Annotated in this window: 12 protein-coding genes; 3 read left to right on the forward strand and 9 right to left on the reverse strand. The window is 45.3% G+C overall.

The genetic code is table 11. The features are described 5' to 3' along the window. Window positions 1-34: 34 nt before the first annotated feature. Window positions 35-1339: a ribosome biogenesis GTPase Der gene (der, locus tag RLN88_RS00285; RefSeq protein WP_350219372.1), complete on the forward strand. Its 1305-nt coding sequence runs from the start codon at window positions 35-37 to the stop codon at window positions 1337-1339. Between the two features lies 1 nt (window position 1340). Here der and RLN88_RS00290 read toward each other — a convergent pair whose 3' ends face one another. Beyond that, the gene (locus tag RLN88_RS00290) at window positions 1341-2489 is read right to left on the reverse strand and encodes a T9SS type A sorting domain-containing protein (protein WP_350219373.1); all 1149 of its coding nucleotides are present in this window, start codon (window positions 2487-2489) and stop codon (window positions 1341-1343) included. A gap of 121 nt (window positions 2490-2610) precedes the next feature. Here RLN88_RS00290 and RLN88_RS00295 point away from each other — a divergent pair, with 121 nt between their 5' ends. Beyond that, window positions 2611-3216, forward strand: a complete 606-nt coding sequence (locus RLN88_RS00295) for a SprT-like domain-containing protein (protein ID WP_350219374.1) — start codon at window positions 2611-2613, stop codon at window positions 3214-3216. Between the two features lie 94 nt (window positions 3217-3310). Further along, window positions 3311-4120: a ParA family protein gene (locus RLN88_RS00300; RefSeq protein ID WP_350219375.1), complete on the forward strand. Its 810-nt coding sequence runs from the start codon at window positions 3311-3313 to the stop codon at window positions 4118-4120. Here RLN88_RS00300 and RLN88_RS00305 read toward each other — a convergent pair. From RLN88_RS00305 to miaA, 8 genes are all read right to left on the reverse strand, one after another. Beyond that, window positions 4117-4707 (reverse strand): hypothetical protein, encoded by a 591-nt coding sequence (locus RLN88_RS00305; RefSeq protein ID WP_350219376.1) that lies wholly within the window; start codon window positions 4705-4707, stop codon window positions 4117-4119. The genes RLN88_RS00300 and RLN88_RS00305 overlap by 4 nt on opposite strands. Window positions 4708-4790: 83 nt before the next feature. Next, a complete protein-coding gene (locus tag RLN88_RS00310; protein WP_350219377.1) occupies window positions 4791-6608 on the reverse strand; it encodes a choice-of-anchor I family protein in 1818 nt (605 codons plus the stop codon). 20 nt (window positions 6609-6628) lie between these two features. Next, entirely contained in the window at window positions 6629-9844 is a 3216-nt protein-coding gene (locus RLN88_RS00315; RefSeq protein ID WP_350219378.1) for a TonB-dependent receptor, read from the reverse strand. Between the two features lie 198 nt (window positions 9845-10042). After that, a complete protein-coding gene (gene murQ / locus RLN88_RS00320; RefSeq protein ID WP_350219379.1) occupies window positions 10043-10858 on the reverse strand; it encodes an N-acetylmuramic acid 6-phosphate etherase in 816 nt (271 codons plus the stop codon). Beyond that, window positions 10851-11693: a hypothetical protein gene (locus RLN88_RS00325; RefSeq protein ID WP_350219380.1), complete on the reverse strand. Its 843-nt coding sequence runs from the start codon at window positions 11691-11693 to the stop codon at window positions 10851-10853. The genes murQ and RLN88_RS00325 overlap by 8 nt, the downstream gene beginning before the upstream one ends. Beyond that, the gene (locus RLN88_RS00330; protein WP_350219381.1) at window positions 11686-12693 is read right to left on the reverse strand and encodes a Gfo/Idh/MocA family protein; all 1008 of its coding nucleotides are present in this window, start codon (window positions 12691-12693) and stop codon (window positions 11686-11688) included. The genes RLN88_RS00325 and RLN88_RS00330 overlap by 8 nt, the downstream gene beginning before the upstream one ends. Continuing rightward, window positions 12680-13972 carry a glycosyltransferase family protein gene (locus RLN88_RS00335; protein ID WP_350219382.1) on the reverse strand — a complete coding sequence of 431 codons (1293 nt, stop codon included), beginning with the start codon at window positions 13970-13972 and terminating at the stop codon, window positions 12680-12682. The genes RLN88_RS00330 and RLN88_RS00335 overlap by 14 nt, the downstream gene beginning before the upstream one ends. Before the next feature lie 31 nt (window positions 13973-14003). Then, window positions 14004-14924: a tRNA (adenosine(37)-N6)-dimethylallyltransferase MiaA gene (gene miaA, locus RLN88_RS00340; protein ID WP_350219383.1), complete on the reverse strand. Its 921-nt coding sequence runs from the start codon at window positions 14922-14924 to the stop codon at window positions 14004-14006. Window positions 14925-15043 lie beyond the last annotated feature (119 nt).

Below are 15043 nucleotides of genomic sequence, written 5' to 3' on the forward strand. Positions count from 1 at the left end.
CCTTAACTTCGCGCTCTGATCACTTGAATTTGATATGGCTAATATCCTCGCAATCGTAGGAAGACCCAACGTAGGAAAATCTACGCTCTTTAACCGACTGATAGAAAAAAAGCAGGCGATCATGGACAATGAGTCCGGCGTGACCCGAGACCGCCACTATGGCTATGGAGAGTGGAATGGGAAGAAATTTACCGTGATCGATACAGGCGGATATGTGGAAGGCTCAGACGATATCTTTGAAGGGGCAATAAGAACGCAAGTGAAAGAAGCACTAGATGAAGCCACCGCCATCCTGTTTATGGTGGATTGTGATACGGGGCTTCATGGGCTGGATCAGGACTTTGCCAATGTGGTGCGGGAGTTAAAAAAACCGATCTACCTGGTGGCCAATAAAGCAGATAATCAGGAGAAACTACTAGCATCCAATGAATTCTACTCGCTGGGCCTGGATGCTCCGTTGTTTCCAATAGCTGCAGCTAGCGGCTCAGGCACAGGCGACATGCTGGATGAGGTAGTCAAGCAATTTGATGATGAGGAAATTGCAAAAGAAGATGTGCCGCGAATTGCCATTTTGGGGAGGCCCAATGTTGGAAAATCCTCATTTGTTAACGCACTTGTCGGAAAGGAAAGAAGCATTGTGACCAATATTGCAGGTACGACCAGGGATGCTATCAACACCCGATATAACCTGTTTGGGAAAGACTTTATCCTGACCGATACGGCGGGAATCCGGAAGAAATCCAAAGTAAGGGAAAACATCGAGTTTTATTCCGTTTTGCGGGCGCTTCAGGCACTTCAGGATTCGGACGTGTGCATCGTGATGATTGATGCGGAGACAGGCATAGAGTCCCAGGATATGAACATCATTGGGCTGGCAGATAAGTATAAAAAGGGTATTGTGCTGATGGTGAACAAGTGGGACCTTCAGGAAAAGGACTCTAAGACTGCCGATACGTACAGAAAGTTTTTGGAAGAGAAATTAGGACCGCTCAGCTTTATTCCTGTCATTTTCACTTCGGTACTAAACAAGCAGCGAATCATGCAAACCCTTGAGCTTGCCCTTCAGGTGCATGAAAATAGATCCCGTAAGATTTCTACCTCCAAGCTCAATGAGATCATGGGCAAGGAGATTGAGAAGTATCCTCCTCCTGCTGTGAGAGGCCATTATATCAAAATAAAATACATCACTCAGCTACCTACCCACACCCCCACTTTTGCATACTTCTGCAATTTCCCTCAATATATTAAGGAGCCATATCAGCGCTACCTTACCAATCGGATGAGGGAGCACTTTGACTTCAGAGGTGTGCCGATAAAAATGGTGTTCAGGAAAAAATAGACTAGTGCCTGACCAATCTTAACCTTTGCGGTTTTCCGTCTATTTCAGAAACGAGTACATACGAGCCCGGATTAGCATTCTCCAAAAACTGGCTTATCTCCTGCTCCGCCATGATGCTGGTAGTGGATGAGGCACTCATCACCACCCGGCCCATCTGATCGTATAGCTGGTAGTTACTGATTGCAGTCAGTAAGTGTACAGGTCCATTGGTTGGATTCGGGTAGGCCTCAAGTTTGCCAGCCATTGAGCCGCCATTTATAGCTATGATTGAGCTGTATTCAAATTGTCCGTCGAAATCCACTTGCTTCAATCGATAGTAGGATCTTTCTGCCACCGATCGATCGATATAGGTGTACTCATTTGGTTCATTGGTGGTTCCAAAACCTGCTACAAAGGCAATCTGAGTAAAGTGGACACCATCAGAACTTCGCTCTATTTCAAACCCTTCATTATTAATCTCTGAGGCAGTAAGCCAATTGAGCCTGACTTCATCATTGGTAGCCTCACCTCTAAAGTAGACCATCTCTACAGGAAGTGGGTCTCCTCCATTATAGGTACCAGTAAAGCCTGAATCATCTCCACCATTGGTATACGTTCCGCCTACGGTTAGATCCCCATCTCCATCAACAACTCCTCCACCTACATTAGTAAAGTCACCATCAACATTCATATCCCCATCAATCGTGGTTATTCCAATTCCGCCAGTGGTAAAGTCTCCTCCTATATCTACCGTGCCTCCATCCTCAACCGTAAAGGCCGCAAACAAGCCGGTTCCTGCATCATTGGTCACATTTAGCGTGCCTCCACTTTCAACAGTAAAGGTCGCAAACAGCGCACTAGTCAAATTATCAGCGTTAATTGTTCCTCCGTTTGCTATCACCACAGAAGATCCGCCACCTGATATCAGGTCACCAGTAACAGTTAATGTTCCATTTACAACTAAGTCTGTACCTCCAATCGTAAAATCACCATTAATGGTCAGATCACCATCGACAGTAAATGCACCATTGATATTTCTATTTCCTGCGGTCTCCGAGCACGTGCCCGATTGAGTTCCTCCTCCCGGATATGCATAACCCACACCACATTGGCCAAACAAATAATTGGAGCTGGTGAGTACTAAAACTATGATAGATAGTATAAATTTCATGGCTAGTAGTAATAATGATTATTCAAACTAGTCTAAAGTAATGAATACCGCAATTAGTTTTCTACATACTTTGAATTTATGTAGATTAATCTTTCACCAAAATTCTCGATTGACATAAATAATGACTTCTCGAGAGGTTTTTCAGCGATTTGTACCGTCCCCTGCAGTGAGCTATTGCAACAAGCTTTATGAACAGCTTGGCTTTGAATTCAAGATCAAGAAGGCCAGGCAGACCAAGCTTGGAGACTATCGGTTTCACCCACAGTCCGGGCGACATACCATCACAATCAATAATGATTTGAACCCTTATGCCTTTCTGGTCACCTACCTGCATGAGGTCGCACACCTGGTTGCGTTCAAACAGTACGGAAGGAGGATTCAGCCGCATGGAAAGGAATGGAAGCAATGTTTTCAACAAGTATCCCAACCCATGCTCATTGCTGAAATATTTGACCTCAGGGTACTTGCCGCACTAAAAAAGTACTTTCAAAATCCAAAAGCCTCCAGCTGTTCAGATCCCATCCTATATCAACTATTGAAGCAGTTTGACGACCCCTCTGATAAAATCCTGCTCAAGGATATCCCAGTAGGTCAACCCTTTGAGTTCAATAAGAAAACCTTCGTCAAACTGGAAAAGAAACGCACCAGGTCTCTTTGTCAGGAGGTTCAAACAAAAAGAAAGTATATGATTTCCGATCTGGCGGAAGTGCAGTACGCGGAAAAATAATAAACCTAATAATTAGGATGATTTTAAGATAAAGTTTTACTATTTTAACACGCTAATCACTGCTGCTGGGTTTCAGGCATTCAAGAGAGGAGATATGTCCCAAACGATAGCAGTTTATAATTTCAAAGGTGGGGTGGGCAAAACCAGCACCACGTTGAGCCTTGCACATAGTTGGTCCAGGTCTTTCAAAGTGCTGGTGATCGACTGTGACCCGCAAACCAACCTCACGCAAGCCCTCATATCAGAATCTCATCGAAATACCCTCTTCACCCTGACAAAAAAACTTCTCCACAACGAGCAGCCTGCCATAGAGCCCATAGAAATTCATCCCTACCTCCACTTGATCCCGGGTGATTATCTGATGGCTGAAATAGAGTCCAACACTCAATTCATTTCGTTTGGCCATATCATTTTCTACAAGCTGCTCACTGCGATCAAGCATCGCTATGACTTTATCCTGCTTGACTTCCCTACCCATTTTGGAATCACCGTCAAATCCTTCATTGCCAATATCAACGGCATATTAATTCCTGCCACTCCGGGTTCCTTCTCGGTTTCGGGCTTCAAAAAGCTGCTAACCTATCTGAGTCAGGTTGAAAAAGATCGCCCGCTCAATGTGCTGGGGATTTTTTTCAATCAGTATCGAAAGCATACGCTTTTCCACCAGAAGATTGTGAGGGAAGCTGAAAAGGAGCTGGGCAGCCTGATTCTGGATCAGCGTATACGGGAATCGATCCGTGTGAGCGAGGCAAACGAAATGAGCCAGTCACTCTATGGCTTCACCCAACAAAGTGCAGTGGCCGAGGATTTTTTGAAACTCAGTGAAGAGGTCATTGCCCGGATCAATCGCATTGATCTCCATGAGGCAATTAAGCAATTTGAAGCTGCTGAAATTAGGGGCTAGATAGGCAGCCTTCTGGAGATCAGCCCATTTACCAATTCGAAAAAACGAAGTGGTGGCAGGATTCTCCATTTCTCGATCTGAAGGCTCCCGGACATGTTGATGTAGTTGTCGATGTTGAAGTTTTTCATCTCATCGATGATGAACTCCCCGAAGTTGATCCCGGCGATCCAGCCACTTCCTTTGTCAGGGCAGGCATCTTCCACATCTTCAAACCATTCTTCGTAGTAGCAGTCATCACTGCCATGAAAATTCATGATATTCTCTCCTACCAGCGCAAACTTGTTGATGCCGTGATCCAGCATATGTTCGATAATGTTTCGCTTCAGTAGCATGATGTCATTATTGAGTGCATCGTTCCACTCTCCGATCAACTCTATTACAGCAAAACCAAGATCATAATCCGCAAAAATGATCTTGAGATAGAGGGTCTCTGATCCGAAAAAATCCCAGGCAGGGTCAATGTAGTAGCCATAGATATTTTCTGAGTAGACATCATAATTGTACTCCTTCCCAGCAAACGGAGACCGATCGTCATAGCTGGAATTGTAATACTGATTCCAGCGCTCATACGGAGTGAGGGTATGCATGAAGGCAAATGTAGATTTGAAGGATAGAAACAAAAAACCCCTGGCGAAATCGCCAGGGGTTAAAGATTAGATTAGTCAGATATTTAGTTTGTCTGGTAAACTCTTACTGTCCCGTCAGCCTCGGAGCTTACCACTAGCAAGCTTCGGCCGTTGGGGCTTTCAGAAGCAGGGATAAACACCAATCCTTCCGGTTCATCTCCTGTTTCGATCATTTGAACGAATACCGGAGCAGAAGGTGTAGACACATCATACACTGCTACCGCATCCACTCTTTCAAGGCCTACAAAAGCATATGTAGAGCCGTTCATAACACCGGTTACTACACCTTCCGGCTCCACAGACTTGTCGTCACTTCTGCCATCGTCATAGATTCCGGCGGCTATCGCTTTCATGTCCAGGTCATTGCCGCTATCGAATACTTGTGCGCCAGTAGCATCCCAGATTGAGAATGAGCGCGCACCGTAGCTGTAGATCGCTTCGTATTCATCATTATCGTCTGCATCTCCCAGGTCCAGCATCATGTTCAGCCTTCCGAATGAAGCATCTTCCTGTAGATCGCCAGCTTCTTCAAATACGGTTCCATCCAGCGTCACGTCCGAAACCCGCTCGATACCGATGAAGCCTGGAGTACCTTCGTACTCTCTTGCGTCTCCCTCATTGGCCGTGATCACATAATCCACACCTCCAATATTGAACGCAGCAATGGCATCTGGTTGATAAACTCCATAGAGAGGGAAGGAAACGCCTGTTCTAAAGAACACACCACCATCCGCGTTACTTGGATCGATTTCGTTACCCACAAGGGTGTAATCCTTGAAACCAAGTGGAATGATATCGGTAACCGTGGCACTTGCAATGTCGATGATTGCTACGCCGTTGTTTTCCTGAAGGGTCACAAAAGCTGTTTGCGAATCAGAAGATACTGTGATATACTCAGGCTCTACGTCTTCCGCCAAAGTGGCTCCCGGACCGAATACCCTAAAGCCCATGGCTTCCAGCTCATCTTCCTGATCATTGAATGAAGTGAAGGTAGCAGTTCCCGCCAAAGAAGGAGTGGCTCCCGATGCATCGATAATTGAAACAGTTCCCTGAGGATCTACAGTGTAGTCGTCATTAGGCTCACCTTCGTTAGCTACCAGAATCCAGTTTCCGTCAGGCGAGAAGGTCACCATGTCTGGGAGAGCTCCTACGGTGATGGAAACAGGGATAGCATCCAGATCGTCTGTGTCCCAGATCAATACAACACCATTATCAGTTTTTGTATTTGCCTGAACGGCTACTGCGAGTCTGCCTTGCGAAACGGCAACACTGTTGGCCCCTCCTCCGAAAGTAGAAAGGTCGATAAATGTGACAAGCGAAATATCAGATGGATCAGAAAAATCCAACACGTCAATTCTATTGTTTCCGGCACCATCATCATTATTTACCACAAAGAGTTGCATGGTTGCAGTATCGTAAGCAGATATTTCTGCAGCTCCCTCGCCATCACCCAGGTCAATCATATCAAGCTCAGAGAAGGTAGATGGATCTTCCTGGGTACTAATGGTGTAGACAAATGTGCCCTCATTGCCATCACTATCTGTAAGTGTAAAGGTCAGTTCAATGGATGTATTCACATTATTCGCAGGAACCGTAAAAGCATATGTTACTGTCTCTTCAATTTCGCCTTCTGTAACCGGAATATCCGTTCCATTTGCATCCAGTGAGGCAATTCCCTGAGACGCTCTCAATTCCAAAGGAATGGAGATGGATTCATTTTCAAATCCAACAGTTGAGGTTCCGCTTGTGACCCGAACTGATACATAGTATCCTTTCGGAGAAACCTCATCGTTTTCAACACAGCCTACTAGTATCAGGCTGGTCAGTAGAACTGTGAAAGCAATTTTTAATATATTTTTCATCTTGATGTTATTGATTGAGATTAGTTGAAGATATATCTGATACCAAACTGCATCTGCCATCTGGAGCTGATCAGCCCAGAATCATCTTTGCCTATGATATCCTTTTTATCCCTCAGACTGGTATCGAATGAGTAGGTTGGAATATTTGTCCCATCCTGGAATCCTTCAAAATCAAGCAACTGCACAGATGTACCATCGCCATTTGGAGTAAAGTATCTTTTACCCCAGTTAGCATTCAGGAAATTTCCAAAGTTGAAAATATCAAATGACAGCTGAATGGTATTTCGCTTACCGTTGCTCATGTCTAGATAAAAGTCCTGAAGCAATCTCACGTCCAGAATACTCACGAAGGGTAGTCTGGCCATGTTTTTCTCGGTATACTGTCCCTTTCTGCTTCTCAGATAGTCATCCTCATTGATGTATCGCTCCAGGGCTTCCCATTGTGCATCTGCTGTGGCTGCATCTGCAAAGACAATCTCATCCTGAGAGGCTGGCACGTAGATCAGGGCTCGCTCCCTAGAATCTTCCCCAGTCAGGCCGCTGTTGTAGGTGTATGAAAATGGATCTCCCTCCTGTCCGTTGTAGAAGAATGACAGGGTGGTAGCAAAATTATTCAGGTACTCCTTTCTATAAGATACTGATGCAAGGATTCTGGATCCTGAAGCAAAATCAGATCGGCCAAGCGGAGCATTGTTCCTTCCATCCACGCTGTATACTCCTCTCCACTGGGATGAGTTTTGTGATGACGTACCTTCAAAGATGGCGTATGCATCTGTATAGCTGTAAGCCAGGTTTGCAGTCAGTCCATTTTCGAAGGGTTTGGTCAGGCTGGCTGTGAAGTTGTAGGTGTATCCTTTGTTGGTGTTTGATCCAAGATAAATCGCAGTATAGTTGGAATCAATTCTTCCATTTGTAAATCTTTGGCGATTGTCAGGTGTTCCTTCAAATCGCTCAGTAGACGGAACAAGGTTCACGTTTTCATAGAAAATCGCATTGATATTCTTGGTGTAGATACCTTCAATCGTTCCAATAATTCCACCTGGAAGCTTTTGATCTACAGCTATACTAGCTCTGAGAACCTGAGGAAATTTGAAATCTGCAGCAAACAAGTCCATTTGTCCCTGAGGAATATCGTCTGTGCCTCCAAAATCACTCTTGGAAGGCTGGGCAAACGGGTCAGCTACAAAATCAATTCCACTGGATTGTCTCGTACCACCCACAGTTACCCCATTATTGTTGTACATCGCTCCCGGCCATACGTAAGGAATTCTACTGGTGAATACACCAATTCCTCCCCGGATCTGTGTGCTTTGATCACCATTCAGGTCATAGTTGAACCCAAATCTTGGAGAGAATAACAGCTGAGCATCTGGAGCTTGACCAGCCCTTGCCCCTTTCAGATCATACCCGGCAGCTTCGATTAGTGGGGCAGCAGTTGTATTGAAGTAAGTGTCTTCTCCCGGATCATCCATAAACATCGGGATATCCACTCTTAGTCCTCCTGTTAATTTAAGTTTCGAGTTTACCTGAAATTCATCCTGCACGTAGAAACCAAGCTGCAACGCTTTGAAAGCTGCCGAAGCTCCTGTGTTATCACCTGTAGTATTGTCAATAAGAGAGTAGCTTCGGTCATACTGGAAAGCCAAGCCTGAAGCTCCGTTCACATCTGCAATAAAATCTGCGATGGTATTGTATCGGTAGGAACCAAAATTTTGACGAATGAATACGTTGTTCATATCGTAGTACTCATTGTGCGTACCCACTGTGATCGTATGCTTTCCTTTATACAGATTGAAATTGTCTGTCACTGTAAAGATTTTCTGAGTAAGCAGGTTTGCAGTAGAAAACTGTTCACTTCCTACTTCCACATCCCCCTGAGTAATATCAATGTATGGGAATGGACTTCCCAGTGGATCCCTGTCATCTGAAACTGAGGTATAACCAATGATCAGCTTATTTGAGATGTTATCAAAGTTTGATCTTACTTCCAGAGTTGTTGCGTTTGTTGTATTCGGGAAGAAAACTCCTGAATTAGCAAATCGAATGCCTGTAGTGAATGATCCACTTGGCGAGAAGTTTTCACCTTTATTGTAGCTGTGTCTCAAGGAGATTTTATGCTGCTTGCTCAGGTTATAGTCAAATTTGATCAGGAACCTTTCAGCTTCCAGCTTTCTGATCACATCTTCATACGATCCAGGAGCATAGCCTAGTCCATCGAGTGTGGAAATCAGGTTATCAATGTCTGCCTGAGTTGCACTGCCGGTGTACGATGCAAAATCAAACGGCACAGGAGTTTCTTCTCTTTGGATTTCGCCATTTACGAAGAAGAAAAGCTTATTTGGAATGATCGGCCCACCGGCTCTAAATCCGTAAGTCTTGGCTGAAAACTCAGCAAGTCTTTCTCTCTCAATATCCGCAGGATCGGAGATGAATTTTGGGGTCTTTCCGGAAAGTTTCTGGTTTCTCACAAAGTAGTAAACCGATCCTTCGTATTCGTTGGTACCGCTCCTTGTTACAGCACTGATACCTCCGCCCGCAAAGCCACTCAAGGTAACGTCGTACGGCGCAACAGCTACGCTGATCTGATCCAACGCATCCACACTGATGAGTGGATAGTTGTCAATTTGTCCTCCGTTTTGACCATTGCCAGCCAAACCAAAAACATCATTGCTGCTAGCTCCATCGATGAAAATGGAATTGTATCTATTGTTTGTTCCTGCAATGCTAAGACCTCCACCGGAAGTGAAGCTTGCCTGTGGAGTTAGCCTTGTGAAGTCGTTGAGTCCCCTACTCGCATTGGGAAGGGTGGAGATTTGCTCCTTGCCGACTTTCGTATCTGCACCAGTCCTGTTGCCATCAATAAGGCCGGAAGAGGCCGTCACAACTACTTCGCTCAGGGCTTGTGCTGACTCCCGCAGTTCCATGGAAAGTTTGTACGATTGGCCGAGATTCAAATAAACATTCTCTTCAGTGTAAGTCTCGAATCCAATGTAAGAAACTGTGACCGTGTAAGGTCCGCCCACTGTCATGTTTGGGATTCGATAGTAACCATCCACATCCGAAATGTTACCATATTCCGCACCTGTTGGCGTATAAACGGCCAAAACAGTCGCTCCAATCAAGGCCTCACCGTTTGCATCGGTGATCCTTCCATTCATTGCAGAGGTAGTTGATCCTTGTCCAAGTAGGATCAAACCACTGAAAATGAATGATGCAAGAAGTAAAAATTTTTTCATGCTTTCAGTAATTTTCTATTATAGGTTTAATAAGCGATACAAAAGTAGAATCTACTGTTTCATCGAGTGTTTCGCTACGTTTAAATTTCATTTGGGCACTTTAACAAATAGGTAACAGAGAAAATTTTGCTATTTGTTAAAATCAATCGCTCTCTATTCTGCGATATTGCAATTTCAAAGGTATGCTATCCCAAATTGTCAGAAAAGACCTCTTTCCTGTAGGATTTTCCGAACTGATCCATATTGTTCTAGCAACTCCCTAGCCTCCGATCTGGTAACATTCAATTTATTTGCAATTATCTCAACTCCGCGCTCGATTAATTTTTCATTGCTCAATTGCATATCCACCATCTTGTTTCCATGCACATGCCCTAGTTGGATCATGACTGTGGTGGAGATCATATTCAGAATGAGTTTCTGTGCAGTTCCGGCTTTCATACGTGTGCTGCCGGTTACAAATTCAGGGCCCACCAGCGCCTCAATGGGATGCTCGGCTACTTCTGCCAGCCTACTGTCCTCATTGCATGTGATACATCCTGTGAGGCACCCAAAGTCTCGTGCAGATTTCACTGCTCCAATCACATATGGTGTACGGCCCGATGCTGCTATCCCGATGATCGTATCAGATTTCGTGATTTCAAATACCTGGAGGTCCTTCCATCCCTGGTCGGGATCATCCTCGGCAAATTCCACTGCTTTGCGGATGGCGCCATCGCCACCGGCCATGATGCCTATGACCAGATCGTGTGGTACGCCAAAAGTAGGAGGACACTCCGAGGCATCCACAATACCCAGCCTCCCACTGGTCCCTGCTCCCACGTAAAATAGACGCCCTCCCTTCTTCATTCGGATTACGATCTCTGTCACCAGCCTTTCAATTTCAGGGATGCATTTTTTGACTGCACCCGCTACTTTTTGATCCTCCTGATTGATATTGCTTAGCAGCTCCCCGATGGTCATCTTTTCCAAATGATCATAATGTGAATCTGACTCGGTAAGGGGCTTTTTAGTCATACTGCTGATGATATAAAACTAGCCCTGAAATGGGCGACTGAACAATTGTTTTGATGTTAATTCCCCTTTCATTACCCACCTGTCTCAAAATATCGGAGAAGAAATAGGCGATGGAACCGGAAAAATGAAAAAGGAGATCCGGGTGTTGGTTTTTTAGGAAAAATGCCTGAAAAAAGTCCTCAAAGGCTGAATAGATAAGTTGATATATTTCCGGATGGTTCCGATGCTGATAAATGAACGTGGCGAAGGATGCCAGAAAATGATTAGGTCTGGGCTGGTGGTAGATTCGCTGAATTACCTCATGGGAAGTGAGATGGAATGTTTCCTGAAACAAATCAATAACCTCTTTGGAGAAGTGATCCCTAAACACCCCCATCATCAGTTTTTTTCCCATATATGCACCGCTCCCTTCATCGCCAAGTACATACCCAAGTGAGGCACTCACTTTATTGACCGAATTTCCGTCATAGTAGCACGCATTGGCACCAGTGCCCAGGATGCACACATTGCCGACCTCCTTTCCGCATAAAGAACGGGCCACCCCCACCAGGTCATTGGCCACCAGCAGTTGATCTCCCAGTACTTCCTGCAACGAAGAAGCAGTCTCCGCTGCTTGCCTCGGAGTATCTACACCAGCCGCATAGAAGAATACCGGGTCTTGCTTTGAAATATGATCACTAAAGGTCTGCCTGATACTGGTTTTCAAATCGTCAAGGTTGTGGGTGTAAGCATTGAATCCAATCGTCTCAAACTGCTGTATCGCCCCATTTTTCACCACACGCCATTGGGTGTTGGTGCCGCCGGCATCCCCCACTATGAATGACTGATTAGCCATTGGCTGATTTGTAAATCTTTTCTATGATCTCCACCGTCTTCAGTCCCTCCAGTCCATTCGTGGCAATGCTTCCTCCATTTTGCAATACATCAATCAGGTTTTCGTAAACCCTGTCGTGATTACTCATGCTGCCCTGGTACTCACCGTATTCATTGGCGGGGTTTCCTTCTTTCAGCTCCCCGATTTCCTCCCCTTCAAAGGATTGATAATCCAGCTTATTGAGATACTGCCCCCCTACTTTCACCGTACCTTTTTCCCCGAAAATGGTGATGGAACCTTCCATATTTCTGGCATAAGCATTCACTGTATAATTGATGGTGCCCAATACGCCGTTTTTGAATTTTAATGAGACTACTCCGGTATCCTCAAACTCGATTACATCTTTATGGGCGAAGTTGGCTATCGTGGCGGCCGTCTCTTCCACATCTCCAATGAGCCAGTACAGTAGATCAATGAAGTGACTGAACTGGGTAAATAATGTGCCACCATCCAGCTTTTTAGTGCCCTTCCAATCTGAGCCCTGATAGTAGGCAAAGTTCCGATTCCAAAAGCAATTGAGCTGAATAGAATATATCTGGCCAAATGCACCGGCCTCCAGCTTTTCTTTTACGGCTTCAATGGCCGGATTAAACCTGTTTTGCTTTACAATGAACAGTCGCCTATTGCAGCGCTCGGCAGTTTTGATCATCTCTTCACAATCCGCCGAAGTAAGGGCCATGGGCTTTTCGCAAAGTACATGAAATCCGGCTTTGAGTGACTCAATGGTATGCTCCGCATGAAGTCCATTTGGGGAGCATACCGCCACCACATCCATATCATTGACCTTTAGAAAATCCGCAACATGGGTAAAATAGGGAGCATCAAATTCTTCTCCGAGATTCCGTGCCTTTTCTGCATTTATATCACACACTGCAGCCAGCTTCCCTAGCCTCTGAATGTGTCCGGCATGACGTTGCGCAATCCTCCCGCAACCGACGAGTCCAACCCTAACTTTGTTCATTTTCAATCAGTAATTCTTCCAGCTTCAAAACAAGTTTATCATGTGAAAACTGATCCATCAGGCTCTTGACTTCCGATGCATCCGGTCTTCTTTCATTTTCAAAAATATCTTCAATAAAGGAACGAATCTCACTTATTTCCGAATAGTCCAGTATTTCCCCGACATACTTACTATTCATCAGGTCACCAAGATCACTTTTGCGGTCTCCAAGCCCTAAAATCATCCTGTTGGCTGCCAGGTATTCAAAGAATTTGACTGGCAGGATCCACTTCGAGTTGTCAGACTTATTGAGCAATAGCAGCAATACATCGCAGCGGCTGTATTCATCCTGCATGCTTTCGTGAGAGAGGTATCCCAAAAACTCCACCCGATCCCTTAGCTCTGCCAAATCACAGATTTCCTGCTTAATAGATTCGGCAACAATCCCTCCGATCCTGATCCGCAGTTTGTTCGCAAAGACCTGATTCTCCCGACACATCTGATCAAGCAGGTGCCACAGTTGTCGTGGATTTCGCAATTCATTGAGCATGCCAAAATATCCGATAGTGAATCTGGCTTCATTTGGCTGGGTAGTGGAAGTGCTTCCCACAGTGATGCCATTGTGCAATACCTGAACATTCCCTAGCGACTCGGCCAGCCTCCTGCTCACCGTCACAGCCACATCTGCCTCACGGATCACACTTTGCTCCATCCTCCGATGAATATCCAGAACAAATGATGAGGTATTCAATTTCTTCAGGACATCCCACCTGCTCCATGGATCACGGAAATCTGCCAGCCACCTCACTCCCGCTTTTCGCTTCACCCGTCTTCCGATCAGGTGCATGCTGTGAGGTGGACCTGTGGTGATGATGGTTCCTATTCCCTCTTCCCCAATCAACTCGATTGCCCTTTTCGCTGCGAAACGAACCCAAAAAACCCGGGGATCCGGCACGAGCATATTACCCCGGATCCATACCATTACCTGATCTTTAACCGACTTGTTTGTTTTCTCAAGCACCAGCCCCTGCTGCACATTTTCCCGGTTTTTATTACCTGTAATTCTATGAAACAAATCAAAAGGTTCCCAGATGGGTAGTTTGATGACTGGAATATTTTTTACCCGCTCCAATAGCTTTTCATCCCTGATTTCAAACTGGGGATTCTCAGGCGTTAGGACCATCGGATCCCAGCCCCTCTTTTTGAGCTGCAAGGCAAAATTCATCCACCGCTGCACTCCCACACCCCCACTTGGTGGCCAATAATATGTTATGATTAGGATTTTGCGATTGGTGCTCATGAATCTTCGGACAAAGCAATATAAATCTCCTTTAATCGGGGAGATGTCGTGCAATAAGATTTTTTATCTGCTCTACCTGACCAGGTTCAAACCAATGGATATCCTCAAATTTCCGAAACCAGGTCAGCTGCCGCTTGGCATACCTCCGGCTGTTCCGCTTCAGCAGACGGATGGCCTCCTCTTTGTCATATTCTCCGTTTAGATACCCAAAAATCTCAGAGTAACCTACTGTCTGGAGGGCATTGTGATCCTTGAACTGATACAGTTGCTTTGCCTCCTCAAAAAGGCCATCATCAATCATTGCATCCATTCTTTGCTCGATCCGGTCAAAAAGTACCTCACGTGCCAGATTCAGACCAATTCGTAATTGATGATAAGGCATTTGATTCATAGTCTTTTTCCTAAAAGATGAAAAAGGTGCTCCGGTACCCCTGATGACCTCCAGTGCCCGTATCACCCGCTGGCCATTCTGGCGATCCACCCGGGCATAATACTCCGGGTCTGCGGATCTAAGCTCTTCCAGGAGTGGCGCCAGCCCCTTCGATTCAAATTCGACATTCAATTTCTCCCGGATGGAGGAATCCATTTCAGGCATATCGTCAAACCCTTCCCATATGGCTTTCAAATACAAACCTGAACCTCCTGCAGCAATCACACTTGAGTATCGATTATGCAATTCCTGAATTTTCACCACGGCATCCCTACCATATTCCCCGGCACTGTACAATTGTTCTATAGAATGGGAATTGATGAAATGATGCTTTGCCGTTTTCAATTCTTCTGGGCTAGGTTTGGCAGTCCCAATGTTAAGTTCGCGATAAAACTGGCGAGAGTCCGCCGACACAATTTCAGTGCCCAGCCATTGTGCCAATTCGATAGCCACAGCGGTTTTCCCAACGGCCGTAGGCCCTACGATGGAAATTAGTAATGGTTTGTGGCTATTCTCCCTCATTTGTAATGGCTAAAATGCCTAATTTTATTGCTAATGATATCAATTTCAAGTAAAGACATCAAGGCCTGCAATTTACATTTCATCGCAATTTTGAGGCTTTACTTTCTTAACAGGGCATA

The organism is Ekhidna sp. (assembly GCF_040223195.1).
GTDB lineage: Bacteria > Bacteroidota > Bacteroidia > Cytophagales > Cyclobacteriaceae > Ekhidna.

Bases quoted from the DNA above. Each gene is read 5' to 3' on its own strand.
- RLN88_RS00310 (WP_350219377.1), bottom strand. From the start codon at position 6,608: ATGAAAAATATATTAAAAATTGCTTTCACAGTTCTACTGACCAGCCTG.
- RLN88_RS00300 (WP_350219375.1), top strand. From the start codon at position 3,311: ATGTCCCAAACGATAGCAGTTTATAATTTCAAAGGTGGGGTGGGCAAA.
- RLN88_RS00330 (WP_350219381.1), bottom strand. From the start codon at position 12,693: ATGAACAAAGTTAGGGTTGGACTCGTCGGTTGCGGGAGGATTGCGCAA.
- RLN88_RS00290 (WP_350219373.1), bottom strand. From the start codon at position 2,489: ATGAAATTTATACTATCTATCATAGTTTTAGTACTCACCAGCTCCAAT.
- RLN88_RS00295 (WP_350219374.1), top strand. From the start codon at position 2,611: ATGACTTCTCGAGAGGTTTTTCAGCGATTTGTACCGTCCCCTGCAGTG.
- miaA (WP_350219383.1), bottom strand. From the start codon at position 14,924: ATGAGGGAGAATAGCCACAAACCATTACTAATTTCCATCGTAGGGCCT.
- der (WP_350219372.1), top strand. From the start codon at position 35: ATGGCTAATATCCTCGCAATCGTAGGAAGACCCAACGTAGGAAAATCT.
- RLN88_RS00315 (WP_350219378.1), bottom strand. From the start codon at position 9,844: ATGAAAAAATTTTTACTTCTTGCATCATTCATTTTCAGTGGTTTGATC.
- RLN88_RS00335 (WP_350219382.1), bottom strand. From the start codon at position 13,972: ATGAGCACCAATCGCAAAATCCTAATCATAACATATTATTGGCCACCA.
- murQ (WP_350219379.1), bottom strand. From the start codon at position 10,858: ATGACTAAAAAGCCCCTTACCGAGTCAGATTCACATTATGATCATTTG.
- RLN88_RS00325 (WP_350219380.1), bottom strand. From the start codon at position 11,693: ATGGCTAATCAGTCATTCATAGTGGGGGATGCCGGCGGCACCAACACC.
- RLN88_RS00305 (WP_350219376.1), bottom strand. From the start codon at position 4,707: ATGCATACCCTCACTCCGTATGAGCGCTGGAATCAGTATTACAATTCC.